Genomic DNA, 25,515 nt, shown 5'->3' on the forward strand with positions numbered 1-25,515 from the left:
TGCGGAGACTGACATGAATACAATGACACAAAATGTCCCGTGGTATCGTTGCCTTAACCGTCAGCAGTGGCGCGCGTTTTCTGCCGCCTGGGTCGGTTATGTTCTTGATGGTTTTGATTTTGTCCTCATCGCCCTTGTTTTAACCGATATAAAAACCGAATTCGGCCTGACCACCCTGCACGCCGCGAGTCTGATCTCCGCCGCCTTTATCTCCCGCTGGTTCGGCGGCCTGGTACTGGGCGCGATGGGGGATCGCTACGGTCGTCGTCTGGCGATGGTCAGCAGCATTGTTCTCTTTTCCGTCGGGACGCTGGCCTGCGGTCTGGCCCAGGGCTACACCACCATGTTTATCGCCCGTCTGGTGATCGGCATGGGGATGGCGGGGGAGTATGGCTCCAGCGCCACCTATGTCATTGAAAGCTGGCCTAAACACCTGCGTAATAAAGCCAGCGGTTTCCTGATCTCGGGCTTCTCCGTCGGCGCGGTAGTGGCGGCGCAGGTTTACAGCCTGGTGGTGCCGGAGTGGGGCTGGCGGGCGCTGTTCTTCATCGGCATTCTGCCAATCGTGTTTGCCCTCTGGCTGCGAAAAAATATCCCGGAAGCGGAAGACTGGAAAGAGAAGCAGCAGGGCAATACGCCGGTCAAAACCATGGTGGATATTCTCTATCGCGGCGAACACCGGTTTATCAACATCGCCATGACCCTGGTGGCCGCCGTTTCGCTGTGGTTCTGCTTCGCAGGCCAGCTGGAGAGCGCCGCGATTGTGGCCATTCTCGGCCTGCTGTGCGCGGGGATCTTTATCAGCTTTATGGTGCAAAGCAGCGGCAAGCGCTGGCCGACCGGCGTCACCCTGATGGTGGTGGTACTGTTTGCCTTCTTATACTCCTGGCCGATTCAGGCCCTGCTGCCGACGTATCTGAAAACCGATCTGGCTTACGACCCCGCAACCGTTGCCCAGGTGCTGTTCTTCAGCGGCTTTGGCGCGGCGGCTGGCTGCTGCGCCGGGGGGTTCCTTGGCGACTGGCTGGGCACGCGCAAAGCCTATGTCTGTAGCCTGCTGGCCTCCCAGCTGCTGATCGTTCCGGTCTTCACCATTGGCGGCAGCAGCGTCTGGGTGCTGGGCCTGCTGCTCTTCTTCCAGCAGATGCTTGGCCAGGGTATCTCCGGGATCCTGCCTAAACTGATCGGTGGCTATTTTGATACTGAACAGCGCGCGGCCGGGCTCGGGTTTACCTATAACGTCGGCGCGCTCGGTGGCGCACTGGCCCCGGTTCTGGGGGCGTTTATCGCCCAGCGTCTGGATCTGGGTACCGCGCTCTGCTCGCTGTCGTTTGGCCTGACGTTCGTCGTCATCCTGCTGATTGGCTTTGATATGCCGTCCCGGGTTCAGCGCTGGCTGCACCCTGAAGCCCTGCGTACCCACGATGCCGTCGACGGGAAACCGTTCAGCGGCGCCATTATCGCAGGCGACAAAGCCAGCCAGCTCGCCAGACACAAAGGCTGAATTTTTAACGGAGGAGTTATGTCGTTTCTTGATGAACTGGATGCAAACGTTAAGGCCCGGGGCGGGCTGATCGTCTCGTGTCAGCCGGTACCGCACAGCCCGCTGGATAAGCCGGAGATTGTTGCGGCGATGGCGCTGGCGGCGGAGCAGGCGGGTGCCGTGGCGCTGCGCATCGAAGGGATTGAAAACCTGCGGGCGGTACGTGCCGTGGTGAGCGTGCCGGTTATCGGCATCGTGAAGCGCGATCTGCCCGACACCCCGGTGCGCATTACGCCGTGGCTGGAGGATGTGGATGCGCTGGCCGAGGCGGGGGCCAGCATTATTGCCTTTGACGGTACGCAGCGCCCGCGCCCTGTACCGGTTGAGGCCCTGCTGGCGCGCATCCGGCACCATCAGCTGATCGCGATGGCCGACTGCGCCTCAGAGCAGGACGGGCTGTATTGCCGCCAGTTGGGGGTTGAGCTGATTGGGACTACGCTTTCGGGCTACACCTCAGACGTCACCCCCGTCGAGCCGGATCTGGCGCTGGTTTCAACCCTGAGCCAGGCCGGTTGCCGGGTGGTGGCCGAAGGGCGCTACAACTCACCGGCGCTGGCGGCGCAGGCCATTGAGCACGGGGCATGGGCCGTGACGGTCGGCTCTGCCATCACCCGGCTGGAGCATATCTGCCAGTGGTATCGCGATGCCCTGCAGGGAGCGACAAAATGATTACGCTGGCTATGGATATCGGCGGGACCAAACTCGCCGCGGCGCTGGTGGACAGCGAGCTGAAGATTATTGAGCGCCGGGAGATCCCCACTCCCGCCAGCAAAGCGCCGGATGCGCTGGAAGCGGCGCTGAGTGAACTGGTGACGCCGCTTTACCCGCGGGCGCAGCATTTCGCTATCGCCTCGACCGGGATTATTCAGGAGGGCGTGCTCACCTCGATTAACCCGGCAAACCTCGGCGGGCTGTCGCATTTCCCGCTGGTGAAATATCTGTCGGCTCTGACCGGGCTTCCCGGCGTAGCCCTGAACGATGCCCAGGCCGCGGCGCTGGCGGAGTATCAGCACATGCCGCACGCCGTCCGCGATATGGTGTTTATCACCGTGTCGACCGGCGTGGGGGGCGGGGTTGTCCATAACGGCAAACTGGTGACCGGCTCCGGCGGGCTGACCGGGCACTGCGGCCACATCCTGGCCGACCCGAACGGGCCGCGCTGCGGCTGCGGGCGGATCGGCTGCGTGGAAGCCATCGCCTCGGGCCGGGGCATCGCCGCGGCGGCAGAAGGAGAGCTTTGCGGGCTGGATGCGAAAGCCATTTTTGCCCAAGCCGCAGAGGGGCATGCCCAGGCGGTGGCGCTGATTGCGCGCTCTGCCCGCACGCTGGCGCGGTTAATTGCCGATCTGAAAGCCCTGACCGACTGCCAGCGGGTGGTGATTGGCGGCAGTATTGGCCTCGCCGACGGCTATCTGTCGCAGGTGCAGCACTACCTGGCGCAGGAGCCAGGCGTTTATCAGACCGAACTCTGTTCAGCCCGCCATCGCGGCGACGCGGGGCTGCTGGGCGCGGCATTGTGGGCAAAAGGAGCGTGGCAATGATTTTGGGGGATATCAACCGCATGCAGGCTGCCGGTCTGTCGGCGGTGTTCTGTCAGGCGATCGACCAGGCGCTGAGCGCGGGGCTGTCGCAGCTGGCACCGGGCAGCTATCCGCTGCAGGGTGAAGAGATGTGGGTGAATGTGATGCAGTTTGCGACCCAGCATGAAGAGGAAAAACGCGCGGAGCTGCACCGCGCCTACATCGATATCCAGATCCTGCTGGAGGGGGAAGAGCACATCTATTTCGGCCTGGCGGAGAGCGCCCGGGACTGTGATGAGTGGCACGAGGAGGAGGACTATCAGCTCTGCGACCGCATTGAAAATCAGCAGTCCGTGACGTTGAAGCCGGGGATGTTTGCCATTTTTATGCCGGGCGAACCCCATAAGCCGGGCTGTTTTACCACCCGCCCCGGGACGGTTAAAAAAGCGGTGATCAAATTACATCATCGTGCGCTGACTGACCTTCACAGCACGCTTTAACCGCTTCATACAATAATCTGACGCCCGCAGACAGCTGTTTGCGGTGCGGACAGATCATATTCAGCGGCACGCTTTCCCCCTCATACCCCTTCATCAAGATCTGCAGCCGACCGGCGCGGAGATCTTCTGCGACGTCCAGCCTGGATTTATAGGCCACGCCCGCCCCGGTGACCGCCAGGCGACGGATGACCTCGGCATCATCACTCATCATGGTGCCGCTGACGCTCACGCTGTGGGTTTCGCCGTCGCGGAAAAAGGTCCAGCGATCGTGAAGGCGACCGCGCAGGACAAAGGTAAGGGCGTTGACCCGGCTTAACTCATCGGGGTGCGAGGGCTCACCGTGGCGGGCGACCCACTCGGGAGAGGCCACCAGCACGCGGCGGTTATCCGGCGCGACCGGGAGCGAAATGTACGATGCATCTTCCGGCGTGCCGTAGCGAAAGGCGATATCAACCGGATCTTTAAACACGTCGGCCACCTGGTCGGAGAAAAAGATGCGCAGCCGCAATGCCGGGTAGCGCTGGTCAAACGCCTGAAACACCGGGAGCAGAAGATGGCGGCCCAGATCCGACGGGACGGCAATCTGCAGCGTGCCGGAGATCTCCTCTTCGGGCGCGCGTATTTTTTGCATTCCGGCGTACATCGCATCCAGCATCTGGCGCGCGTAGGGAAGCCAGGCTTCGCCCTCCGGCGTCAGGCGCAGGCTGCGGGTGGAGCGCGCAAAGAGCCGGATGCCGAGAGACGACTCCAGCCGTTTGATGGCGGAACTGACCTGCGCCGGCTGGACGCCCGCTTCACGCGCCGCATCGCTGAAGCTGCTCAGGGCCGAGACCCGCACGAACAGTAACAAATCTTCAAGCCGAAACATTTTCATCTCCCGAGTATAAGTCTTGTCTCCGCGAGGCTATTTTTCCCGTCACAGCTTCGCTTTACCATCAAATTATTGCGACTCACACGATAAAACGCCGGAGAGATTATGAAAGCCATTGCCATTACCCGTTCCGCCCCTGACAACATCGCCTACCTGCAGGATATCGAAGTGCCGCAGCCGGTGGCGACAGGTCACGATCTGCTGATTGAAGTAAAAGCCATCTCCGTTAACCCGGTGGATACCAAGGTCCGCGCCGGGTTTAGCGGCGATACCCCACGGGTGCTCGGCTGGGATGCGGTAGGGGTTGTTGCCGCGGTGGGCGAGGCGGTGACGCTTTTCGCGCCGGGGGATGAAGTCTGGTACGCCGGTGCGCTGGGACGGCCGGGCAGCAACAGCGAGTTCCAGCTGGTGGACGAGCGTATTGTGGCTCTCAAGCCCAAAACCCTGGATAACGCTGCTGCCGCGGCGATGCCGTTAACCGCCATCACCGCGTGGGAGATGCTCTTCGATCGCCTGGGCGTCAGGAGCAGGGTAAAGAAGGCGATACCCTGCTGATCGTCGGTGCCGCAGGCGGGGTGGGTTCGATCCTGGTCCAGCTGGCGCGTAAGCTGACGAAAATGACCGTTGTGGGTACGGCGTCACGTCCCGAAAGCCAGAAATGGGTGCAGGAGGCGGGGGCGCATCATGTTATCGATCACAGCAAACCGCTGTCGGAAGCCCTCGCCGCCGCAGGGATCAAAGAGGTGACCCACGTCGCCAGCCTGAACCACACCGCAGCGCACTACGCGGAGATCATTAAGGCCCTGGCACCGCAGGGGAAAATGGCGCTGATTGACGATCCCGAGACGCTTGACGCCCGCCCGCTGAAGGCAAAAAGCATCTCCCTGCACTGGGAATTTATGTTCACCCGCTCCATGTTTGAGACCGCCGATATGATTGCGCAGCACCAGCTGCTGACCCGGGTTGCCGGGCTGATTGACGATAAAATTATCACCACGACGCTGGGTGAACACTACGGGGCGATTTCGGCGGAAAATCTGCAGAAAGCCCATGCTCAGTTAGAGACCGGGCGTGCGGTCGGGAAGATTGTGCTGGAAGGGTTCTGACGCAGACGCCGCCGGAACACTTACATATCCAGACGCAGATCCGCTGACCGGCTGCGCGAGCAGCAAAGGGCAATCTGCTGTGTGCTGGCCGATTTTTCAGCCGCCGACTGAACGGTGTCGCGGTGGTCAATAATCCCCTCCAGCACCGGGGTCAGGCAGGCCCCGCAAATCCCCATCTCGCAGGAGAGGGGAACGTCGATGCCGTTCTCCTGAAGGACCTGGGCGATGGTTTGATGCGGGGGCACTGGCCACCGTTCACCGGATGACGCGAGGGTCACCCAGAAGGTCTCTCCCGCCTGCGCGTCGGCAGGCGTTGCGAGGGGCTGGAAGGCTTCGCTGTGGATCAGCGTCTCCGGCCAGCCCTGTTCCAGCGCGGCGTGACGTGCATGCGCCATAAAGCCAGCGGGTCCACAGAGGTAAATCGGGGTCCCGGATGTTGATTCTGCCAGCGCGGCGGACAGGTGATGGCGGGCGCTGCTCCCCTCACTCGAACAGTGAATCACTACACTCCCGATGTTGAACGCCTGCTGCAGCTCCCTGACAAACGCCCCGTGATGACGGGTTTTCAGATAATAGTGCAGGGTAAAGGGCACCCCCTGCGCCTCCAGCTGCAATGCCATGGCATACAGCGGCGTTATGCCAATCCCGGCCGCCAGCAGCATCACCCGTTCTGCCGACAGTAAAGGGAACAGATTTCGCGGGCGGGAGATAGCCAGCCTCTGGCCGGGGCGCAACTGCTGGTGAATATAGCGGGACCCGCCGCGGGAGCCGCTCTCCAGCGCCACGCAAATCAGATACCCGTCCTGCTCGCGCTGCGCTCCGGTGAGGGAATACTGGCGGATAAGCCCGCAGGGCAGATGCACATCGATATGCGCGCCGGGCTGCCAGACGGGGAGCGGCAAACCGTTTTCGGCCACCAGCCTGACGGCGAGGCTGTGGCTCCCCTGGCGCCAGAGGCCGTCCACAACAACATCGAGTAGTTCGCTCATGATGGTGCTCCTTCAGACAAGGAAAAAGTCGCCGAAACCCATTTTCTTAAGACCACGGCGGTAGGCGATGGAGCTGCGGTCGGCGGGAATGTGGGCCTCAAGGGTTAAATCCAGCGGCAATCTTTCCGGACGCTGCGTCTCCACCATCAGGCGATCCTCCTCAAAGATGCGCAGATTGAAGGCGTGCACCTCTTCCACCGGCACGTGCAGATCGAAATTACGCGCGATGGGCGCAAACATGCGGGTGATCCGCGAGGAGACCGGCGAGGCGGCGTTCATGATCACCAGCCGATCATCGCCGGGGAAATGGATGGTCAGGGTGGCGGTGAAGGGCAGATGCATTTCAAAATGGCGTAACCACTGGAACCCCTCCGGCGCCCGAAAACCGGCGCTCGGGGGATAATTGCTCACCGAACTCCAGTAATCGGCACTGAAGCCTGACGGTGTCTCCTGGGTGCTGTAGGTCGGCACGACCTGATTATCCGGATCGGCAAAGGTGTCGGTATGGATCCACGCGAAGTGGGCCACATCAAGAAACCCTTCGACCTGACGACCGGCAAAACCCTTGACCTCAAACCCCGGGCAGTTGATTTGCTGAAAGCCCTCATCGTGCCAGTGCGGCATGACCGGCAGCGGCACAGGATCCTGCGGATCGAAGTCCAGACAGGTCCAGATCAGGCCGTAGCGCTCCTCCACCGCAAATGCGGTGAGATGAAGCTTAGCCGGAACCGGCTGGTCAGGGCTGGAGGGGATGCGGTTGCAGCGGCCCTCTTCGCCGAAGCGCAGCCCGTGATAGGGGCAGACGATCCCCTCTTCATCGTGAAAACCGAGCGTCAGCGGTACGCCGCGATGGGGACAGACATCGCGGGCTACCACCACCTGGCCTTTAATGCGGTAGATCACCAGCTGCTCATCCAGCAGGGTGGCTTTTACCGGCGCCGGGCCGATATCGCAGGCGCGGGCGACCGGGTGCCAGCATTTCGCCAGACGCAGCCAGTCGTCAGGCTCAAAGGTGCAATGGGCGGGGGGCGTGGGTTGCGTTCTGTTCATGGCGTCTTTTCCTGCTCACACAAATATTTGTTTAATTGTTGTGAGTTTATTGTTGCCATATTAGGGTGTTGACATCCATCGCCATTAATTCAGCTATGCGTTGCAAAAAAGAGAACAGGCCAGAATGAGTCCATTTTCGCGTTTTGCTGTCTATTTTACCGAAGTGGCCCGCAGCGGTAGCCTGCGCCGGGCGGCGGAAAAACTGCATATTTCCGCCTCGGCGATTAACCGGCAAATTTTGCAGGCCGAGGAGGCGTTCGGTACGCCGCTGTTTGAGCGTCTGCCCGAAGGGCTGCGTATGACCACCGCTGGCGAACTGCTGTATGAAAATCTGCTGCGCTGGCAAAAGGAGTTTCAGCTTACGCGGCAGAAATTTGACGAGTTGCAGGGGCTGAAGCGCGGCACCGTCAGCGTCGGCATGGTGCAGGCCCTGGCGGAAGGATGTTTTGCCGCCGCGCTGGCGGAGATTATTGGCAGCTGGCACTGGCTGGAGCTGAACCTGCAGGTGGCGGACAGCCATACCGTCAGCCAGCGGGTGCGGCAGGCGGATCTCGATTTTGGCCTGATCCTCGATTCCGAAGGCCAGGCCGGACTGAGCGTGCTGGCATTTGCCGAGCTGGAGATGGGGGTGGTGATGCGCCCGGATCATCCCCGGGCTCAGGCTGCGATGCTCTCACTGGGGGAATTAAGCGACGAGCGGCATATCATTGCCGGGGCACCGCTCATCGTGCATGAGCGGGTGTCGATGCTCTATCGCCATTATGATTTTTCCCCGGCAAATAGCGTGCGCTGCAACGACATCCGGCTGATTAAATCGCTGCTGTTGAAAGGCAGCGGCGTTACCGTCCTTAGCCGACTGGATGTTCTGGATGAGGTGAAGGAGGGGCGCCTGGCATTTATACCGCTGCGTAATAAGCTGCTGCGGCCGCTGACGCTGGCCCTGTGCACCGCACCCTCGCGCCAGCTTTCCCGCCCGGCGCAGATGGCTATCCAGAAGCTGACCGGGGTAATGGAGATGATGCAGGCTGCGCCCTAACCGGTGTTGTCCACAAAAGCCCGAACAGCCGCCGCGTTTAGCCCAACGGCCCGCCCTGAATGGTTTCACACAGGCCATTGATGATCCGCTCTCCGGTCTCAGCCTTCAGCTCCTGATACCACGCCTCTGTCAGCGCCCTGTCTTTACCGTGGGTGACATCGCACCGTTTGCGCGCCTTCAGCACCAGGTCGCGGACCCGGTCCCGGCGTAGCCTTTCATACTGGCCTAACACCTGTGAAATGTCCTGACTCTGGCGGAACAGATCCCCCAGCACCACCGCATCCTCCATTGCCGCGCAGCCGCCCTGGCCGATATCCGGTGTGGTGCTGTGCCCCGCATCCCCCAGCAGCGCTACTTTCCCGCGCACCAGTTTATCGAAGGGTTCGATATCATGGATCTCGATCCGGTTTGTGGTATGCGGGTCGAGAGTGGCGATCAGCTTTTGCACCTGCGGCGCCCATCCGCTGAAGTAGCGGCTAAGGTCAGCGCGCAGGGTACTGCGATCTTCCGGGAGGCCCAGCGGTAGCGGAACGTCGAAGAAAAAGTAAAAGCGGCCGCCGGAGACCGGCATCAGCGAGACGCGTTTCCCCTCGCCGACAAAGGTGGTCCATTGATTGCCGGGGGCGATGGTTTCATCTATATCCACCAGCCCATTCCAGTTGACGTAGCCCGCGTAGCGGCGCGGCGGGGTGTAGCCGAGCACATACGGGCGCAGCGCGGAATGGCTACCGTCGGCGGCAATCAGGAAATCCCCCTGTGCCGTTGAGCCATCGGTGAACCAGATGCAGACGCCGTCGGCACTCTCTTCGCAGCGGGTCACGCGTTTACCGAACTGCACGGCATCGCGTCCCCAGAAGTCGAGCATCTCGCGCTGCAATTCCGCACGGGATATCGGGCTGGGACGTCCGCCGGTGCGCTCCACCAGCGGAGCAAGGCTGAACTGCGTGAGGGTCTCTGCCCGGCGGTGTTCTTTATAGGCCAGAAAATGCATCGGGCCGCCGTAGCTGTCGATAATTTCGCCCATACCCAGGTGGCGCATGCATTTTACGCCATTCGGCCAGATGGAGATGGCGGCGCCCACCGGTTTGATCTCTTTTACGGCCTCAAAGACCTCGCACTCGATACCCGCATTTTTCAGCGCCACCGCCGCGCTCAGACCGCCAATTCCGCCCCCAATCACCAGTGCTTTCATATTCTTCTCCTGTTTTGCGTTGTAATAGCCTTGAGCAATTTGCGTACCACAATGACGATCGAAGGGATCTGGCGCTTTCCGGCGTCTCTTACGGCGGCATTTGCACAAAAGGAGGGCGTAATGGGGTGAATGTTGCTCTTTTGTGAATCAATAGTTTCCTGAAAGCTAATTAAGAATCTAATGTTTCATGGCGCTGGCGCGGTTCAGACCGCTGGTTATTGACTGAGGAAGCGATTAATTAACTGATATTAAAGGTGTAAATCCAGTAGTGACAAAAAGTGAGCAAATCTGGCCTGGTTTATGCAATTGCCACTGCACGCTTATTCGCAACGGGATGAAGACTATGTCAGAGGAAAAGAACGGTGGCTTACTGTACGGCCTTGAGCAGCAGATCCCGCCGGTTCCGGCTATTTTCAGCGCGCTACAGCATGTGCTTGCCGGGCTGGTGGGAATTATTACGCCGCCGCTGATTATCGGGGCTGCATTAGGGTTAGAGCAGTGGCTGCCTTATTTAATCAGCATGTCCCTGCTGGCATCGGGTATCGGCACCTTTTTACAATCTAACCGCCTGTGGGGCGTTGGCGCCGGCATGATCTGTATGCAGGGCACCAGCTTTGCTTTTCTCGGGGTGGCGATCGCAGGCGGCATGTGGGTAAAGGGGCAGGGGGGCACGCCGCAGGATATTATGGCTATGCTGTTTGGCGCCAATTTCGTTGCCGCACTGGTTCCCTGTATCGTCAGCCGCTTTATCGAACCCCTGAAGCGAATTTTTACCCCGATTATTACCGGTAGCGTTATTGCGCTGATTGGCATGAGCCTGATTAAGGTCAGCATCGTCAACTGGAGCGGCGGGGAGCATGCAAAAGAGTTCGCCAGTATGGGCAATATCACGCTCGGCGCCGTGACGCTGGGCACCATCGTCCTGCTCAGCTGCATGAAAAATCGCTGGCTGCGACTTTCGTCGGTGGTGATTGGCATTGCCGTCGGCTGCCTGGCGGCCGCCCTGAGCGGAAGTTTCCAGCTTAAGCCCGTTGGCGACGTCTGGTTCCGCCTGCCCCAGCTCTTCCCGTTTGGCTTTGAGTTTAACGGCGCGATCTTTTTGCCCATTGCGCTGGTATCGCTGGTCTGCATTCTGGAAGCCGTCGGCGATCTGACGGCCAACAGCCTGATTTCGCAGCAGTCCATCGACGATCGTGCCTTTCGTACGCGTCTGAAAGGCGGCATTCTGGCGGACGGGATCAGCTGTATGGTGGCGGCGATGCTCTGCGCTTTTCCGAACACCACCTTTGCGCAGAACAACGGCGTGATCCAGATGACCGGCGTTGCCAGCCGCTACGTTGGCCGCTATATCGGTGGGATCCTGATTTTGCTGGGGTTGTTCCCCCCCTTTGGCGAGCTCCTTCGTCAGATCCCGGCGCCGGTACTGGGCGGCGCGACGATGGTGATGTTTGGTTGCGTGGTCGCGGCGGGGATCCGCATCGTGACCCAGAAACCGCTGACCCGCCGCGATATGCTGATTGTCGGTCTGGCATTTGGCTTTGGGCTGGGTATCGAAGCCGTGCCTGAATTTCTGGCCCATTTCCCGCCGGTGGTTGAGAACCTGTTCGGCTCAGCGGCCACCAGCGGTGGTCTGGTCGCGATTATCCTCAATCTGATTATCCCGGAAGAGACATCAACCGCCGCGGCGGTAACAAGGAGCGCTGATGATCACGCTGAATCACTTTAACCGCCTGAGCGTCGCAGAGGCCGCTTCCCTGCTGGCTCCCTGCGTCGCCGTTCCCGGCTGGGCGACGGCGCTGGCTGAGGGGCGTCCCTGGCGCTCCCGTGAGGCAATGCTGAACGCCGCGCAGCAGCTGATGGCCTCCTGGGGAGAAGTTGAGCTGAACCAGGCCCTGAGCGCCCATCCGCGCATCGGCGAAAAGCCCGCGGGTGAGCAGCAGCACGCGGCGCTGTCGCGTCAGGAACAGGCCAGCGTTAACGATGGCGATGCCGCCCTGGCCCGGGCCCTCAGGGAGGGCAATGCCCGCTACGAGGCGCGATTTGGGCGGGTCTTTCTGATCCGCGCTAAAGGGCGCAGCGGGGAGGATATTCTACAGGCGCTGTCGCGCCGTTTAGGCAACAGCGACAGTGCAGAGGTGCAGGATGCGTTAGCGCAGCTGCGCGAAATTACGTTATTACGACTGGAAGGAGCCATTGGCGAATGAGTACCTTAAGCACCCATATTCTGGATATCTCTACCGGCCGACCGGCGCAGGGGGTGAAGGTAACGCTGGAGCGGGAAGGCGCGCAGATTGCCGCAGGCGTGACGGACGAGAACGGGCGAATCGGCGAGCTCGGCGCCGGGCAACTGGCGGCAGGGCGCTACCGCCTGACGGCGGCGACTGGAGAGTGGTTTGCCGCCGGTGGCCGGGAGACGATCTTTCTGAGCGCGCAGATTGATTTTGCCATCCGGGAGACGGCGGGCGATCGCTACCATCTGCCGTTTTTGATTGCCCCTGGCGGCTGGTCTACCTATCGCGGAAGTTAACGCAGTCTTTTACCGGCGTCATGTCAGACGCCGGTACCCTTGTTACTCTTCCTCTGCTTCCCCCCAGACGCATTTGCCGTTCACCCAGGTCTCGCTGATATTGCGCTCATCCCCCAGGGTCATCAACACGAACAGCTGCTCATAGATATCTTTGCAGCGTCCGCTGCGTAAGCGTTGCAGCGGCGTGACTGCCGGGTCAATGACCACAAAATCGGCCTCTTTACCCGGCTGGAAATTACCAATCCTGTCATCAAGACGCAGGGCGTGCGCACCGCCGAGGGTGGCATGGTAGAAGGCTTCGCTGGCACGCAGGCGATAGCTTTGCAGCTGGCCCACTTTATAAGCCTCTCCCAGCGTTCGCAGCATGCTGAACGTGGTGCCTGCGCCAACGTCGCTGCCGATCCCCATTCGCACCTTTTTCTGCCAGCAGGTGGGCAAACGGAACAGCCCGCTGCCGAGAAACAGGTTAGAGGTGGGGCAAAAGGCCACGGCGGAACCGGTATCGTGCAGGCATTGCCACTCTGCGTCCGCCAGATGGATGCCGTGGGCAAAAACGCTGCGCTCGCCGGTCAGTTGGTAGTGGTGGTAGACATCAAGATAGTGTTCATGCTCCGGCCACAGGCTTTTTACCCATGCGACTTCGCTGAGGTTTTCGCTCAGATGGGTATGCAGCCAGGTGTCGGGGAACTCCTCCCGCAGCTGTTGCACCGCAGCCAGCAGTGCTGGCGTGGAGGTGGGGGCGAAGCGGGGGGTAATGGCGTAACCAAGGCGCCCGCGCTGATGCCAGCGCTGAATCAACTCCCGGGTTTGCCGGTAGCTCTGCTCCGCGCTTTCGCTGAGATAGTCCGGGGCATGACGGTCCATCATCACCTTACCGGCAAGCAGGCGCATATTCAGCTTCAGCGCTTCGCTGAAAAGGGCGTCCACCGATTCAGGATGCAGGGTACAAAATACCAGCGCGGTGGTGGTGCCATGGCTCAGGAGCTGGCTGATAAAGAACTGTGCGATCTCCGTGGCGTAACCGGCGTCGGAAAACTGACCTTCCACCGGAAACGTATAGGTCGTGAGCCACTCCAGCAGCTGCTCGCCAAAAGCACCAATCATTTCGGTTTGCGGATAGTGGACGTGGGCATCGACAAAACCGGGGAGTAACAGTTTCCCGCTCAGATCGCGATAGCCTTTCAGTGGCTGCAGGTACTGCTCCCCCTCCAGCCAGGGGAGGAGCGCCACAATGCACCCGTCCCGGATAAAAAGTAAGCCATCCTCTACGTAGCGTGCGTGACGGGCGATATCGTCAGGGCAATCGGCAACGGTACCGATGTCGAAAAAGGCGCCGCGAAGGGCGATTTGGTAGTCCATCAGTCTCTGCCTTGTGGCTAAACGAAAGGGTAAACAGAGCGAGCAAAATTGATGCCAGTTTATCCGGAAGGAGGGAGCGCCGCGGCGGAGTGCCGCGGCGGGGCTGAATTACTCTTTCTGGGCAAGGGCGCCAAAACGGGCAGGCGCAGCGGCGCGATCCTCCCGCGCAATCCATCGGTAGGCGGCAGCGCTCACAAAGACGCCGATAAACCAGCTAAAGTTAGCCACTTCATGCAGGGCCGGAATAAAGCTGATGACCAGACCAATGGCGACGGAGGGAACCAGCGCGGCGATGGCCTTTGGGTTGAAGCCGTTGCGATACCAGTATTTCCCTTTTGGCGTATCGTCGAACAGGTCGTTAACTGAAACCTGACCGCGCTTAATCACATAAAAATCCACCAGCAGAATGCCGAACAGCGGGCCGATAAACGCCCCCAGCACGTCGAGGGTGTAGTGGATAAGCTCCGGGGAGTTAAACAGGTTCCATGGCGTCAGCAGGACCGAGCCGACGGCGGCAATCATTCCGCCGGTGCGGAAGCTGATCTTCTGCGGCGAACAGTTTGAGAAATCGAACGCCGGGGAGACAAAGTTCGCCACGATATTGATCCCGATGGTGGCGGTGATCATGGTCAGCAGGCCGATGGCGACGGCCAGGTCGTTGCCTACGCGGCTGACGGTTTCAATCGGATCGGTAATCATCCGGCCAAACAGGGACTGAGTACCGGAGACAATAACCACCGTAACGACAGAGAACAGCAGGAAGTTGAACGGCAGACCCCAGCGGTTGCCGCGGCGGATCTCGCCCATGCTTTTGCCGTAGCGCGAGAAGTCGCCAAAGTTGAGCAGCGGGCCGGAGAAGTAGGAGACCACCAGCGCGATGGCCGTGATCATCTGCCAGGTTTGCTCCCCGGTGGTGAGGGATTTACTGGCGAGGGTAAAGGAGATCCCGTCGAGCCCGGTTTTGTATACAATCCAGCCCGCCAGCGCCAGCATCACCACATAAACCGCCGGTCCGGCAATATCAATAAAGCGCTTAATCGCGCTCATTCCGTGCCAGAACACCATCGCCTGCAGCAGCCACATGGTAGCAAAGCAGAGCCAGCCGAGATGGGACAGACCCAGGAAGCTGGCTGAGGTAAGCGCCGACAGCGATGGCCAGAATTTCAGTAATACCAGCATCAGCGCATTGGCCGCCAGCCAGGTCTGGATGCCATACCACGCGAAGGCGATAAGCCCGCGGATCACCGCCGGGATGTTAGCGCCAAAGACGCCAAACGCCTGGCGGGAGATCACCGCATAGGGAACGCCCGCCATCTGGCTGGGCTTCGCCACGAGGTTAGCGCACAGCTGGACGATACAAATTCCCACCAGCAGGCACAGCAGAACCTGCCAGCTCGCCAGGCCGAGGGTAAAGAAGCTCGCGGCCACCACGTAGCCTCCCATACTGTGCACATCTGACATCCAGAACGAAAAGATGTTGTACCAGCTCCAGTTTTGATCGCGTGTCGGGGCCAGATCTTCATTGCAGAGCCGTGGGCTGTAACCCGCGTGAGGATCGGCGTCATTAACCTGATGCGTGTTTTGTCTGTTTGGCATGAAATCTGCTCCTGTAAGTGAAACCCGTTTTAAGTGGCTTACTGAGGCGTTGCAGGATCCAGGCCAGAAATCGTTCATTTTGTATACAATAATTTAATCGTATGTATACAAGATGCTATCTAAAAGTAAAAGCTGGGGTAATGAATGAGCAACCAACATCGTCTGCAGGCCGCGCCAGAGCTGCATGATAAGGACGAATCCATCTACCAGGCGCTGATGACGGCCATTGTCGAGCATCAGCTTCCCCGGGAAGCAGACTGCCGGAAGAGGCGCTGTCGGAGGTATTTGGCGTAAGCCGGACGGGGATCAGAAAAGTGCTTCAGCGACTCGCAACGGTGCAAATGGTCACGCTGGCACCCAAACGTGGTGCACAGGTCGCCAGCCCGACGGTTGAAGAGGCGCAGGCGATCTTTCGTACCCGTACCCTGCTGGAGGTCGCGAATTTGCCTGATGTGCTGGCCCGCTGCCAGCCAACCCACCTGGCAGGGCTGGAGGCGATTGTCCGCCAGGAGCAGCAGGCCCATGAACGCTACGACGGTCCGGCGGCGCTCCGCTACTCCGCCGGGTTTCATATTCAGCTGCAGGCGATCTCCGGCAATCAGGTGCTCACGGAAATGGTGACCCATCTGAGTCAGCGCTCCTCCTTAGTGATTGCGACCTGGGGATCGCCATGGCGTCAGGGCTGCCGCTGCAACGATCACGACCGGCTTATTCAGCTGCTGCGGGAGAAAGCGCTACAGCCCCTCAGCGATGCATTGACGCACCATTTTGAACATATCGCCGCCAGCCTCTGTTTTGAGCGCTCTGGCGTCACTCTGCCTGATTTCGCCCGGCTGTTTGCCGGTTTTAAGGAGCAATAATGGCCGCTATTTGTATACAAGTGATTAATCCCAATACCAGCCCGGGCATGACGGAAACCATCGGCGCTGCCGCGAGAGCGGTTGCCGCGCCGGGCACCCGGATACTGGCGGTCTGTCCCGAAGACGGGGTGGCATCCATTGAGGGCCATTTTGATGAAGCGATCGCCGCGGTCGGCGTGCTGGAGCAGATCAAAGCCGGTCGGGAGCAGGGTGTGGATGGCCACGTGATTGCCTGCTTTGGCGATCCCGGCCTGTTAGCGGCGCGCGAACTGGCGCAGGGGCCGGTGATAGGCATTGCCGAAGCGGCAATGCATATGGCGACCCTGGTGGCGACCCGTTTTTCAATTGTGACCACGCTGCCGAGAACCTTGATTATCGCCCGCCATCTTCTGCGTCAGTACGGCTTTGAACACCACTGTGCCGCTCTTCACGCCATCGATCTCCCGGTTCTGGCGCTGGAGGATGGCAGCGGGCTGGCGCAGGAGAAAGTGCGCGCCCGCTGTATCCAGGCGCTGAAGGAGGATGGTTGCGGGGCGATTGTGCTGGGCTGTGGCGGAATGGCGACGCTGGCCCAGGCGTTGACCCGTGAACTGCGCGTGCCGGTGATCGACGGCGTCAGCGCGGCGGTGAAGATGGTGGAGTCGCTGGTGGCGCTCGGGCTGTCCACCAGCAAGCAGGGCGATTTAGCTTATCCGGAGGCCAAGACGTTAAGCGGCAAATTTCAGACATTAAATTCATTCTGACGAGAAGAGGTGGGAGATGGCATTTTTGGCAGACGATTACCCGCGCGACCTGCGCGGTTACGCAGGCGAGCCGCCGCACGCGCAGTGGCCGAACAACGCACGGATTGCCGTGCAGTTTGTGCTTAATTATGAAGAAGGCTCCGAAAACCACGTGCTGCACGGCGATGCCGGTTCAGAACAGTTTTTGTCCGATATTATCGGTGCCGCCAGCTACCCTGACCGGCATATGTCGATGGATTCATTATATGAGTACGGCAGCCGCGCCGGTTTCTGGCGCATCCACCGGGAGTTCAGCCGTCGTGGATTGCCGCTAACGGTGTTCGGTGTGGCAATGGCGCTGGCGCGTCATCCGGATGTGGTGGAGGCGATAAAAGCGGCCAATTATGACGTGGTCAGCCACGGCTGGCGCTGGATCCATTACCAGAACATGCCCATTGAGCAGGAGCGCGAGCATCTGAATAAAGCGGTGCAGGTCTTCACCGATCTCTTTGGCAAGCCTCCCACAGGCTGGTACACCGGCCGCGACAGCCCCAATACCCGCCAGCTGGTGGTGGAGCACGGCGGCTTTGATTACGACAGCGATTATTATGGCGATGATTTGCCGTTCTGGAGCGAGGTGGCGTGCAGTGACGGCACGCGCAAACCGCATCTGATTGTGCCTTACACGCTTGATGCGAACGACATGCGGTTTGCCACCGCCCAGGGCTTTAATACCGCCGAGCAGTTTTACACTTACCTGAAAGACAGCTTTGATGTGCTGTATGAGGAGGGCGAGTCTGCGCCGAAAATGATGTCCATTGGGATGCACTGCCGCCTGCTTGGACGGCCGGGCCGCTTTCGGGCGCTACAGCGCTTTCTTGATTATGTGCAGCAGCATGACAACGTCTGGATCTGTACCCGTCAGCAAATTGCCGATCGCTGGCGTGACTTTCATCCGTACCAGACGTCACAAACCCAATAGCCCTGTCTTCACCCTCTCCCGTCCAGGAAGAGGGTATTTCCAGCACATTAAAGCATCAGGCTCACCTGGGCGGCGACAATTCGCCAGCCAGAGGGAAAGCGTACCCACGTCTGCTGCTGACGGCCAATACGCTCGCTGCCCTCGCGGGTAAACTCGGTGCTGCACACTGCGTAATCCTCGCCGAAGGTGGTGATGGTGGTATGCCGCAGCTCGCGCTGCAGGCCAGCGGCAGGGCGGGCGGCACGAAACGCGCGGATTTCGTCGATACCGTACAGGTTTTCCCCGGCCCCCAGCCTTACCGTGCGGGCGTCGTGCCAGAAAAGTTCATCCAGTACGGCAATATCATTGCTGACCAGCGCCTCTTCGTAGCGATAAAACGCCGCCGTTACCTCGGCAAGCACCTGCGGGCGGTTAATCTCTTCTCCGGTCATCATGCTGCCACCTCCGCCGGGCTGGCATCGGTGATACCCATCTCTTCCAGTACCCGGGCCACGCGCAGGCAGGCCTGCTCGTTAAACGGCGCGGCAATTAACTGCAGGCCAATCGGCTGCCCGCCCGCCGTGCGAAGCGGAACCGTGGTGACCGGCAAACCGATAAAGGAGATGGGCTGCGTCAGCATTCCCATACTGGCGCGGATCGGCAGGGGCTGGCCGTTGATCTCCATGATCTGCGCCCCGACAGGCGTAGCGGCACAGGGGGTTGCGGGGGCGATCAGCACCTCAGCATGGGCGAACAGGGCGTTAAACGCCTGCCGGGCATGGTTGCGAAAGCGCTGGGCCTGGATATACCAGCTGGCGGGGATCATCGCTCCCGCCAGCAGGCGCTCGCGGGAGTTAGGCTCAAAACGCTCCGGCTCGCGGCGTAGCGCTGGAAGATACTGATTTCCCCCCTCGGAGGCGCTGATAATAAAGGCTGCGGAGCGGGCCAGCTCCGCCTCCGGGAAAATGAGCTCCTCCTGAACGCCCAGCGCCCGGGCGACGCGGGCGACAGCCGCACGGGCGTCGTTATCGCACCAGGTGGAGAAATAGCCGCCAAGCGTGGCGCAGCGCAGGCCCTCCAGCCCACGGCAGAGCCGGTTCGCCGTGGGCTCGCTGGCTCTGTCGGCCTGAAAACTGTCCGCGGGATCCTGGCCCTGCAGCACATCGTATACCGTCGAGAGATCGCTGACACGGCGGGCAAACGGGCCGATGTGGTCAAGGCTGGCGACAAAGGGGTGGCTGCCGGCGCGGGACAAACGGCCGAAGGTCGGCTTCAGGCCAAAGATGCCGCACAGCGAAGCCGGAACGCGTATCGATCCGTTGGTATCGCTACCCAGCGAGAAGTGGACCAGCCCGGCCGCCACCGCAGCTGCCGACCCGCCGGAAGAGCCGCCAGCGATCCGGGAAAGATCGTGCGGATTGCGCGTGGCCCCGTAGTGGCTGTTTTCGGTGGTGAAACCGTAGGCGTAGGCATCCATGTTCAGCATCCCGGACAGCAGCGCTCCCGCGCTTTGCAGCTGACGCACCGCCCGGCTGTCGGCGACGGCGGGGGGGCGGTTGCTGAACAATTCTGCTCCGGCAAGGGTGGTGTGTCCGGCGACATCGAACAGATTTTTAACCGCAAAGGGAACAGCCGCCAGCGCGGGCAGGGGGCGCTTGTCCCGGCGCAGGCTATCAATCTGCTCCGCCTCAGCCAGCATCCGCTTTTCGCTGATGTGGGTCCAGGCGTTGATATGCGGATTGACGCGGGCGATATTCTCCAGGGTGTGGCGGGCAATCTCCACGGCGCTCAGCTCGCCGCAGGTTAACGCACGCCGTATCTCTTCGATCGTCATCTCAGGTAGCTTCATGCTTTATAGACTCCGGCGATTTCGACGCGGTCGTCGAGGGGATAAGCCAGCAACGGCTCAGCCATCGCCGCAATGCGGGTAAACTGCACGCTGAGCTCGGCGCGACGCGCGTCGTCCAGCTCCAGTGCCAGCAAGTGTTCCATTTGGGCGAGATAAGCATCCCATTCGGTTTGTGGTGTCGTCATGTTGAACTCCTAATATCCGGCTGCGGAGCCGTTGCTGCGCGGATCGCTGGCTCCCTCTAAAAGACCATCAGGGTGGCGGACAATCGCCCCTGCATGGCCCATGGCTTCGCTGAAATCTGCCAGCACGTCAACCTCATGCCCCAGCTGTCGCAGATGGGCGATGCTCTCTGCGCTGAAGCGCCCTTCCAGCTTGAGTGAATCGGATGTCTGTCCCCAGGTGCGTCCCAGCAGCCAGCGTGGGCGGGAGATACTCTCCTGCAGCGGCATATTTTGCATGACGTAGCGGGTGAAGAGGGCAGCCTGGGTTTGCGGCTGTCCGTCGCCCCCCATTGAGCCATATACCATGACCCGGCCATCGTTCAGGCGTGCCGCGGCGGGGTTTAACGTGTGAAACGGCTGTTTGCCCGGGGCCAGCGCCAGAAGATGCGCCGGGTCGAGGCTGAACGAGGCTCCGCGATTTTGCCAGACCAGCCCGGTGTCCGGCAGGACCACGCCGCTGCCAAATTCATGGTAAAGGCTCTGAATGAAGGAGACCGCCAGACCGTTTTTATCGATAACGCCCATCCACACGGTATCGCCCGGTCCTTTGCCTGCTCCCCAGGGGGCCGCGCGTTGATCGTCTATTTTCTCTGCCAGCGGCTGCAGCGCCGCAGGGGTAAGCAGACTCTGGATATCAACATCAAGATGACGTGGGTCGGTGATGTGGGCGTCGCGCAGGCCAAAGGCCAGCTTGGTGGCTTCAACAATGCGGTGGATGGTCAGCGCATCGTCAGCATCGGCCATCCCGAGACGATCGGTTATCCCGAGGATCGCCAGGGAGACCAGCCCCTGGGTCGGCGGCGCCAGGTTCCACAGCTCGCCGTGCTGATGATCGAGCCTGAGCGGAAGCGGGCGGCGGGCACGATGCTGATGCAGATCGCTGAGGGTAACCGGCATGCCGCACCTTTCCATGCCGCGGGCCAGATGTCCGGCCAGCGGCCCGCGGTAGAAACTGTCTAACCCTTCCTCCGTTAACCGGCGCAGGGTGTTTGCCAGCGCCGGTTGCAAAAACGGCTGCCCGCCTCGGGTGGCTGTCCGTTGACCAGAAAGGTATCGGCGAATCCGGGCTGGTGGCGCAGTTCGTCCAGTTTGCTTGCGGTGGCCCTGGCCTGAGAGGCGGTAACCGGAATGCCGTGAGTGGCGTAGCCGATAGCATCCTCAAGAAGGCGGGTCAGGGGCAGGTGGCTCCGGCAGAGATCGTGGGAAATCGAGAGTGCTTCTTCCCAGCCGCTGACGGTACCGGCCACGGTAAGCGCAGCCTGCGGGCCGCGATGGGGAATGTGCGCCAGCCCCTCATAGGCCTGCGGGGTTGCCCGCGCCCCCGCCGCACCGCTGGCATCGATGGCGATGGGATCGCCATCAGGAGGGACGATCAGCCAGAAACCATCGCCCCCCAGGCCGTTCATGTGCGGATATACCACCGCAATGGTTGATGCGGCGGCGACCATTGCCTCAATGGCACTGCCTCCTTCACGCAGAATCGCCAGCGCGCTTTGGCTGGCCAGGTGATGGGGAGTAACTGCCATCCCCTGGGTGGCAACATGACTTTGCATGGCGTGTCCTCTGATAACCGTTTGTGTGCGAAGCGTTGCAAAAGCTGTTCCATTTTTGAACGTAAAGTTTCATTCGCTGCAGGATGAGGGCATTTTGCGGAACTGGCATGCATTATGAAGGGGGTTAACGGTATAGTGCAGTGAAACAAAAGTTACAGAGGCCTTATGCAACAGCTTGATGAACGCCTGAAAGAGCAGTATGCGTCTTTATCGCCACAGGAGCAGCGGGTGGCGGACTTTATCTTCGATCATTTTGACGATCTCATCAGCTATAACAGCGCCGAACTGGCGCAGCTGAGCGGCGTCTCTAAAGCGACGGTCAGCCGCCTGTTTAAGCGACTGGGCTATGAAAAATATAAAGAGATGCGGGATGAACTGCGGACCCTGCGCCAGAGCGGAATGCCGATTACCGACAATCGCGACGCGGTGCAGGGCAACACGCTGCTGGCAAGACATTATAAACAGGAGATGGCAAATCTGACCCAGTGGGTCAACGCGCTGGATGTGCAGCAGTTTGCCGGTGCGCTTCAGGCTATGGTCGCCGCCCGGCGCATCTTTATTGTCGGCATGCGCAACTCCTGGCCTGCGGCGCTGCATCTGCGTCAGCAGCTCCTGCAGGCGCGGGGACAGGTGCTGGTGTTGCCTCAGCCGGGGCAGAGCCTGAGTGAAGAGCTGGTTGATTTAACCGCTGAGGATCTGGTGGTGGTGATGGCGTTCCGCCGTCGTCCGCGCATTATCCGCCCGCTGTTACAGCAGCTACAGAGCAAGGGTATTCCGGTCCTGCTGATGTGCGAGCCGCAGGCACATGGCCTCTTTCCGCTTGCGCGCTGGCAGCTTTGCGCCCCGCTGGATAGCGTATCGGCTTACGATAGCTACGCCTCGGTCAATAGCTTGATCAATCTGCTGGCGAACGCCTTCCTGCATGAAATTCTCGATAAAGGCCGACCGCGGATCCACGACATCGCCACGCTTTACCAGCAGCTGGATGAACTCGAACACCGATAATGGGGCGCCAGCATGGTGCCTTGCATCTTGTTGGTGCGAAAATAGTGCGAGGAATGCCCGCGGTCTTTCCTCCTTTTTGGTCGCTTCCCTCTGTTCTCACTGCGTTTAATCTCACTGATACCCCTTGCGTCAGGCTGAATTTTTTTTGGCACATTAGTTGCAAAACTGATTCATAAGAATCTTTTGTTTCATGCTAACGTAACGGGGAACCCTCATGAAGAAATTGCTTATCGCCCTGGTTGGGGCTGCCAGCCTGTTAACCCACCTTTCGGCGGCACAGGCTGACCAGCTGCAGGATATTGAAAAACGCGGTGTGATCCGCATTGCGGTACCGCAGGATTTCCCGCCGTTTGGATCGGTGGGTACTGATCTTCAACCGCAGGGCTATGACATTGATACGGCCCGCTATCTGGCTAAGGCGATGAAACTCAAACTGCAGCTGGTGCCGGTGACCAGCGCCAACCGGGTGCCCTATCTGCAAACCGATAAAGTCGACCTGGTGATTTCAAGCCTGGGTAAAAACGCCGAACGCGAAAAGGTGATTGATTTTAGCCGCGCCTACGCGCCGTTTTTCCTGGGGGTGTTCGGTCCTGCCGGGGCAGAGCTGAAAGATCCGGCGGCGCTCAGCGGCAAAAGCGTTGGCGTGACGCGCGGCGCGGTGGAGGACATGGTGCTGAGCAGCGTAGCGCCGAAAGAGGCGCAGATTAAGCGCTATGAAGACAACAACACCACGCTGTCGGCCTATCTTTCCGGCCAGGTGCAGTACGTGGCGACCGGTAATCTGGTGGTCGCGGCCATTTCCCGGCAGAACGCCGACAAAGCCCCGGTGCCGAGCTTTATGCTCAAGGACTCACCCTGCTTTATCGGCCTGAAAAAGAACGAACCAGCGCTCAAGGCGAAGGTGGATGCGCTGATTGAACAGGGAGTGAAAGACGGCACCCTTAACGCGCTGTCTGAGAAGTGGCTGAAAGCGCCGCTGCCTGCCAGCCTCGGCGTATAAGGCTGGTGCATGACGGAGCAACTTGATTTTTCTGCGCTCTGGCCTCTGTGGCCGGAGCTGCTGGCGGGACTGTGGGTCACCGTTCAGCTGACCGTACTGGCGACAGCTGGCGGTCTGCTGACAGGGATTATCGGCGCTGCCATTCGTAGCGGACCCCCCACGTGGTTAAGCCGGATTTGGGGCGGGTATGTGGAGATGATCCGCAACACGCCATTTGTGGTTCAGCTCTTTTTTATCGTCTTTGGCTTGCCGAATCTGGGCCTGAAGATGACCGCCGGCGAAGCCGCGCTGCTGGCGATGATCGTGAACCTCGGGGCCTACAGTACCGAAATTGTCCGCGCCGGTATTCAGGTGACGCCAAAAGGGCAGTGGGAGGCGGGGCGTGTACTGGGGCTGAGCCGCATGCAGACGTTTATCCAGATTGTTCTGCCGCCTGCGTTACAGCGCATTTATCCTGCCCTGGTTAGCCAGTGCATTATCGTGATGCTTGGATCGTCGGTAGTGTCACAGGTCTCTTATGAAGAGCTGACCTTCGCTGCCAACCTGATTCAGTCGCGCACATTCCTCAGTTTTGAGGTTTATCTGGTCACGACGGGCATTTATCTGGTGCTGTCGATAACGATGCGTCAGCTGCTGATGGCGGCGGGGCGAAAATGGCTGGGGGTACAGGCATGATGACAACCTTTACCGACTGGGACATTGTCCGCAATTTACTGCTGGCCGGGCGCTGGACGGTGCTGCTCTCCCTGGTGGCCTTTGTGGGCGGCGGGCTGGTCACATTGCCGCTTTTACTGCTGCGTCTGACCGGAGGCCGTCAGCTGAAACGCCTGATCCGCGGCTATGTTGAGCTGTTTCAGGGGACGCCGCTGCTCATGCAGTTGTTCCTCGCCTTTTTCGGCGTTGCGCTGTTTGGTATTGACGTTTCAGCCTGGACCGCAGCGTCAATGGCGCTGACGTTTTACACCAGCGCCTTTCTGCTTGATATCTGGTTTGGCAGCATTCGTGCCCTGCCAAAAGGGCAGTGGGAAGCGTCCCGCTGCCTGGGCCTGAGCTTTGGTCAGACGCTTTGTCGGGTGGTTGCGCCCCAGGCGATGCGCATCGCTATCGCCCCAACGGTAGGTTTTGCCGTTCAGGTGATCAAGGGAACGGCGCTGGCGTCAATCATCGGTTTTATCGAACTGACGAAGGCCGGGACGATGCTGACCAATGTTACGTATCAGCCGTTTAAAGTCTTTGCGCTGGTGGCGCTGGGCTACTTCATTCTGTGTTACCCGCTGTCCCGCTACAGCCGCTATCTGGAGAATAAATTCAATGCCTCTCATCACCATTAACCAGATGCAGAAGTATTACGGCGATAACCACGTGCTCAAGGGCGTCGATCTGGATATCGATATGGGTGAAGTTATCTCGATTATTGGCCGCAGCGGGTCAGGTAAAAGCACGCTGCTGCGCTGCATCAACGGCCTGGAGGGTTATCAGGACGGCAGTATCAAGCTCGGCGGGATGACCATTACCGACCGCGATTCCCAGGCGCGGGAAATCAGCCGTTCAATTGGGATGGTATTCCAGAACTTCAACCTGTTCCCGCATATGACGGCGCTGGAGAACGTGATGCTGGCCCCGCGTCGGGTGCTAAAAAAAAGCGCCGCCGAGTGCCGTGACCTGGCCCGACGTATGCTGGAGAAGGTCGGTCTCGGTGACCGGCTGGATTACTATCCCTCCAGCCTTTCCGGTGGCCAGCAGCAGCGGGTGGCGATTGCCCGCGCCCTGGCAATGTCGCCAAAAGTTTTACTCTGTGACGAGATCACCTCAGCGCTGGATCCTGAGCTCGTGGGCGAAGTACTCAAGGTGCTGGAGCAGCTGGCGGCGGAGGGTATGACCCTGATTCTCGTGACCCATGAAATGAATTTTGCCCGCGAAGTGGGCGACCGCGTGGTGTTTATGCATCAGGGGCGCGTCTGGGAGCAGGGTGACAGTAAAACGCTGTTTGCCAGTCCGCAGACCAGCGAACTGAAGCAGTTTATCTCCTCCGTGCGCGGTCTCAATTAATTT

At 60.1% G+C, this 25,515-nt stretch carries 24 protein-coding genes and 3 pseudogenes; 17 read left to right on the plus strand and 10 right to left on the minus strand.

From position 1 onward, the window contains the following. Window positions 1–13: 13 nt before the first annotated feature. The 4 genes from K5I40_RS20345 to nanQ are packed head-to-tail and all read left to right on the plus strand — an operon-like array spanning window position 14 to window position 3,563. Window positions 14–1,504 (plus strand): MFS transporter, encoded by a 1,491-nt coding sequence (locus K5I40_RS20345; protein WP_223074809.1) that lies wholly within the window; start codon window positions 14–16, stop codon window positions 1,502–1,504. Between the two features lie 18 nt (window positions 1,505–1,522). Then, window positions 1,523–2,212, plus strand: a complete 690-nt coding sequence (locus K5I40_RS20350; RefSeq protein WP_039030057.1) for an N-acetylmannosamine-6-phosphate 2-epimerase — start codon at window positions 1,523–1,525, stop codon at window positions 2,210–2,212. Next, a complete protein-coding gene (locus K5I40_RS20355) occupies window positions 2,209–3,084 on the plus strand; it encodes an N-acetylmannosamine kinase (protein ID WP_223074810.1) in 876 nt (291 codons plus the stop codon). Before K5I40_RS20350 ends, K5I40_RS20355 begins: the two co-directional genes overlap by 4 nt. Then, window positions 3,081–3,563: an N-acetylneuraminate anomerase gene (nanQ, locus tag K5I40_RS20360; protein WP_223074811.1), complete on the plus strand. Its 483-nt coding sequence runs from the start codon at window positions 3,081–3,083 to the stop codon at window positions 3,561–3,563. The genes K5I40_RS20355 and nanQ overlap by 4 nt, the downstream gene beginning before the upstream one ends. Here nanQ and K5I40_RS20365 read toward each other — a convergent pair. Further along, window positions 3,517–4,431 carry a LysR family transcriptional regulator gene (locus K5I40_RS20365; RefSeq protein WP_223074812.1) on the minus strand — a complete coding sequence of 305 codons (915 nt, stop codon included), beginning with the start codon at window positions 4,429–4,431 and terminating at the stop codon, window positions 3,517–3,519. The genes nanQ and K5I40_RS20365 overlap by 47 nt on opposite strands. A 108-nt stretch (window positions 4,432–4,539) precedes the next feature. Here K5I40_RS20365 and K5I40_RS20370 point away from each other — a divergent pair. Continuing rightward, window positions 4,540–5,540, plus strand: a pseudogene (locus tag K5I40_RS20370) (zinc-binding alcohol dehydrogenase family protein). Window positions 5,541–5,560: 20 nt separating this feature from the next. Here K5I40_RS20370 and K5I40_RS20375 read toward each other — a convergent pair. After that, window positions 5,561–6,529, minus strand: a complete 969-nt coding sequence (locus K5I40_RS20375) for a PDR/VanB family oxidoreductase (protein ID WP_139563454.1) — start codon at window positions 6,527–6,529, stop codon at window positions 5,561–5,563. Window positions 6,530–6,541: 12 nt separating this feature from the next. Next, window positions 6,542–7,579 carry a molybdenum cofactor-independent xanthine hydroxylase subunit HpxD gene (gene hpxD / locus K5I40_RS20380; protein WP_039030063.1) on the minus strand — a complete coding sequence of 346 codons (1,038 nt, stop codon included), beginning with the start codon at window positions 7,577–7,579 and terminating at the stop codon, window positions 6,542–6,544. 124 nt (window positions 7,580–7,703) lie between these two features. Between hpxD and hpxR the strand changes: the two genes are divergently transcribed. Further along, the gene (gene hpxR / locus K5I40_RS20385) at window positions 7,704–8,615 is read left to right on the plus strand and encodes a LysR family hpxDE operon transcriptional regulator HpxR (RefSeq protein WP_223074814.1); all 912 of its coding nucleotides are present in this window, start codon (window positions 7,704–7,706) and stop codon (window positions 8,613–8,615) included. A gap of 37 nt (window positions 8,616–8,652) precedes the next feature. On the opposite strand, the gene hpxO is transcribed toward hpxR, so the two are convergent. After that, entirely contained in the window at window positions 8,653–9,807 is a 1,155-nt protein-coding gene (gene hpxO, locus K5I40_RS20390) for an FAD-dependent urate hydroxylase HpxO (RefSeq protein ID WP_223074815.1), read from the minus strand. A 343-nt stretch (window positions 9,808–10,150) separates the two neighbouring features. Between hpxO and K5I40_RS20395 the strand changes: the two genes are divergently transcribed. The 3 genes from K5I40_RS20395 to uraH are packed head-to-tail and all read left to right on the plus strand — an operon-like array spanning window position 10,151 to window position 12,334. Beyond that, entirely contained in the window at window positions 10,151–11,533 is a 1,383-nt protein-coding gene (locus tag K5I40_RS20395) for a nucleobase:cation symporter-2 family protein (protein WP_223074816.1), read from the plus strand. After that, window positions 11,511–12,011: a 2-oxo-4-hydroxy-4-carboxy-5-ureidoimidazoline decarboxylase gene (uraD, locus tag K5I40_RS20400; RefSeq protein ID WP_223074817.1), complete on the plus strand. Its 501-nt coding sequence runs from the start codon at window positions 11,511–11,513 to the stop codon at window positions 12,009–12,011. The genes K5I40_RS20395 and uraD overlap by 23 nt, the downstream gene beginning before the upstream one ends. Further along, window positions 12,008–12,334 carry a hydroxyisourate hydrolase gene (gene uraH, locus K5I40_RS20405; protein ID WP_039030068.1) on the plus strand — a complete coding sequence of 109 codons (327 nt, stop codon included), beginning with the start codon at window positions 12,008–12,010 and terminating at the stop codon, window positions 12,332–12,334. Before uraD ends, uraH begins: the two co-directional genes overlap by 4 nt. A gap of 42 nt (window positions 12,335–12,376) precedes the next feature. On the opposite strand, the gene guaD is transcribed toward uraH, so the two are convergent. Beyond that, window positions 12,377–13,696 carry a guanine deaminase gene (gene guaD, locus K5I40_RS20410; protein WP_223074834.1) on the minus strand — a complete coding sequence of 440 codons (1,320 nt, stop codon included), beginning with the start codon at window positions 13,694–13,696 and terminating at the stop codon, window positions 12,377–12,379. 105 nt (window positions 13,697–13,801) lie between these two features. Then, window positions 13,802–15,289 (minus strand): NCS1 family nucleobase:cation symporter-1, encoded by a 1,488-nt coding sequence (locus K5I40_RS20415; protein ID WP_039030070.1) that lies wholly within the window; start codon window positions 15,287–15,289, stop codon window positions 13,802–13,804. A gap of 144 nt (window positions 15,290–15,433) precedes the next feature. On the opposite strand from K5I40_RS20415, the pseudogene K5I40_RS20420 reads away from it, so the two are divergent. The 3 genes and pseudogenes from K5I40_RS20420 (at window position 15,434) to puuE (ending at window position 17,853) form a co-directional block, all read left to right on the plus strand. Continuing rightward, window positions 15,434–16,149: pseudogene (locus K5I40_RS20420) on the plus strand (GntR family transcriptional regulator). Continuing rightward, window positions 16,149–16,892, plus strand: coding sequence for an allantoin racemase (gene hpxA, locus K5I40_RS20425; RefSeq protein WP_039030072.1), 744 nt, complete (start codon window positions 16,149–16,151; stop codon window positions 16,890–16,892). Before K5I40_RS20420 ends, hpxA begins: the two are co-directional and overlap by 1 nt. Before the next feature lie 16 nt (window positions 16,893–16,908). Continuing rightward, window positions 16,909–17,853, plus strand: coding sequence for an allantoinase PuuE (puuE, locus tag K5I40_RS20430; protein ID WP_223074819.1), 945 nt, complete (start codon window positions 16,909–16,911; stop codon window positions 17,851–17,853). 47 nt (window positions 17,854–17,900) lie between these two features. On the opposite strand, the gene hpxZ is transcribed toward puuE, so the two are convergent. From hpxZ to hpxW, 4 genes and pseudogenes are all read right to left on the minus strand, one after another. Further along, window positions 17,901–18,287, minus strand: a complete 387-nt coding sequence (hpxZ, locus tag K5I40_RS20435; RefSeq protein ID WP_139563446.1) for an oxalurate catabolism protein HpxZ — start codon at window positions 18,285–18,287, stop codon at window positions 17,901–17,903. Next, entirely contained in the window at window positions 18,284–19,681 is a 1,398-nt protein-coding gene (locus tag K5I40_RS20440; RefSeq protein WP_223074820.1) for an AtzE family amidohydrolase, read from the minus strand. Before K5I40_RS20440 ends, hpxZ begins: the two co-directional genes overlap by 4 nt. Then, window positions 19,678–19,866 carry an oxalurate catabolism protein HpxX gene (gene hpxX / locus K5I40_RS20445; RefSeq protein ID WP_223074821.1) on the minus strand — a complete coding sequence of 63 codons (189 nt, stop codon included), beginning with the start codon at window positions 19,864–19,866 and terminating at the stop codon, window positions 19,678–19,680. The genes K5I40_RS20440 and hpxX overlap by 4 nt, the downstream gene beginning before the upstream one ends. Before the next feature lie 9 nt (window positions 19,867–19,875). Further along, window positions 19,876–21,458, minus strand: a pseudogene (gene hpxW, locus K5I40_RS20450) (oxamate amidohydrolase). Between the two features lie 165 nt (window positions 21,459–21,623). Between hpxW and hpxU the strand changes: the two are divergent. The 5 genes from hpxU (at window position 21,624) to K5I40_RS20480 (ending at window position 25,512) form a co-directional block, all read left to right on the plus strand. Then, the gene (gene hpxU / locus K5I40_RS20460) at window positions 21,624–22,463 is read left to right on the plus strand and encodes a MurR/RpiR family transcriptional regulator HpxU (RefSeq protein ID WP_223074822.1); all 840 of its coding nucleotides are present in this window, start codon (window positions 21,624–21,626) and stop codon (window positions 22,461–22,463) included. A 214-nt stretch (window positions 22,464–22,677) separates the two neighbouring features. Then, window positions 22,678–23,463 carry a transporter substrate-binding domain-containing protein gene (locus K5I40_RS20465; RefSeq protein WP_039030079.1) on the plus strand — a complete coding sequence of 262 codons (786 nt, stop codon included), beginning with the start codon at window positions 22,678–22,680 and terminating at the stop codon, window positions 23,461–23,463. 9 nt (window positions 23,464–23,472) lie between these two features. Further along, window positions 23,473–24,138 (plus strand): amino acid ABC transporter permease, encoded by a 666-nt coding sequence (locus K5I40_RS20470; protein WP_223074823.1) that lies wholly within the window; start codon window positions 23,473–23,475, stop codon window positions 24,136–24,138. Next, entirely contained in the window at window positions 24,138–24,794 is a 657-nt protein-coding gene (locus tag K5I40_RS20475; protein ID WP_039030122.1) for an amino acid ABC transporter permease, read from the plus strand. The genes K5I40_RS20470 and K5I40_RS20475 overlap by 1 nt, the downstream gene beginning before the upstream one ends. Then, on the plus strand, window positions 24,775–25,512 hold the full coding sequence (locus K5I40_RS20480) for an amino acid ABC transporter ATP-binding protein (protein WP_039030081.1): 738 nt from the start codon (window positions 24,775–24,777) through the stop codon (window positions 25,510–25,512). The genes K5I40_RS20475 and K5I40_RS20480 overlap by 20 nt, the downstream gene beginning before the upstream one ends. Window positions 25,513–25,515 lie beyond the last annotated feature (3 nt).

The organism is Leclercia sp. LTM14, from assembly GCF_023736175.1.
GTDB lineage: Bacteria > Pseudomonadota > Gammaproteobacteria > Enterobacterales > Enterobacteriaceae > Enterobacter > Enterobacter barmai.

Coding starts and splice junctions, on each gene's coding strand:
- uraD (WP_223074817.1), top strand. CDS start 11,511: ATGATCACGCTGAATCACTTTAACCGCCTGAGCGTCGCAGAGGCCGCT.
- hpxA (WP_039030072.1), top strand. CDS start 16,149: ATGGCCGCTATTTGTATACAAGTGATTAATCCCAATACCAGCCCGGGC.
- K5I40_RS20395 (WP_223074816.1), top strand. CDS start 10,151: ATGTCAGAGGAAAAGAACGGTGGCTTACTGTACGGCCTTGAGCAGCAG.
- K5I40_RS20465 (WP_039030079.1), top strand. CDS start 22,678: ATGAAGAAATTGCTTATCGCCCTGGTTGGGGCTGCCAGCCTGTTAACC.
- nanQ (WP_223074811.1), top strand. CDS start 3,081: ATGATTTTGGGGGATATCAACCGCATGCAGGCTGCCGGTCTGTCGGCG.
- K5I40_RS20480 (WP_039030081.1), top strand. CDS start 24,775: ATGCCTCTCATCACCATTAACCAGATGCAGAAGTATTACGGCGATAAC.
- puuE (WP_223074819.1), top strand. CDS start 16,909: ATGGCATTTTTGGCAGACGATTACCCGCGCGACCTGCGCGGTTACGCA.
- hpxD (WP_039030063.1), bottom strand. CDS start 7,579: ATGAACAGAACGCAACCCACGCCCCCCGCCCATTGCACCTTTGAGCCT.
- K5I40_RS20440 (WP_223074820.1), bottom strand. CDS start 19,681: ATGAAGCTACCTGAGATGACGATCGAAGAGATACGGCGTGCGTTAACC.
- K5I40_RS20375 (WP_139563454.1), bottom strand. CDS start 6,529: ATGAGCGAACTACTCGATGTTGTTGTGGACGGCCTCTGGCGCCAGGGG.
- hpxU (WP_223074822.1), top strand. CDS start 21,624: ATGCAACAGCTTGATGAACGCCTGAAAGAGCAGTATGCGTCTTTATCG.
- K5I40_RS20345 (WP_223074809.1), top strand. CDS start 14: ATGAATACAATGACACAAAATGTCCCGTGGTATCGTTGCCTTAACCGT.
- hpxX (WP_223074821.1), bottom strand. CDS start 19,866: ATGACGACACCACAAACCGAATGGGATGCTTATCTCGCCCAAATGGAA.
- K5I40_RS20350 (WP_039030057.1), top strand. CDS start 1,523: ATGTCGTTTCTTGATGAACTGGATGCAAACGTTAAGGCCCGGGGCGGG.
- hpxZ (WP_139563446.1), bottom strand. CDS start 18,287: ATGATGACCGGAGAAGAGATTAACCGCCCGCAGGTGCTTGCCGAGGTA.
- K5I40_RS20355 (WP_223074810.1), top strand. CDS start 2,209: ATGATTACGCTGGCTATGGATATCGGCGGGACCAAACTCGCCGCGGCG.
- K5I40_RS20415 (WP_039030070.1), bottom strand. CDS start 15,289: ATGCCAAACAGACAAAACACGCATCAGGTTAATGACGCCGATCCTCAC.
- hpxO (WP_223074815.1), bottom strand. CDS start 9,807: ATGAAAGCACTGGTGATTGGGGGCGGAATTGGCGGTCTGAGCGCGGCG.
- K5I40_RS20365 (WP_223074812.1), bottom strand. CDS start 4,431: ATGTTTCGGCTTGAAGATTTGTTACTGTTCGTGCGGGTCTCGGCCCTG.
- K5I40_RS20470 (WP_223074823.1), top strand. CDS start 23,473: ATGACGGAGCAACTTGATTTTTCTGCGCTCTGGCCTCTGTGGCCGGAG.
- K5I40_RS20475 (WP_039030122.1), top strand. CDS start 24,138: ATGACAACCTTTACCGACTGGGACATTGTCCGCAATTTACTGCTGGCC.
- hpxR (WP_223074814.1), top strand. CDS start 7,704: ATGAGTCCATTTTCGCGTTTTGCTGTCTATTTTACCGAAGTGGCCCGC.
- uraH (WP_039030068.1), top strand. CDS start 12,008: ATGAGTACCTTAAGCACCCATATTCTGGATATCTCTACCGGCCGACCG.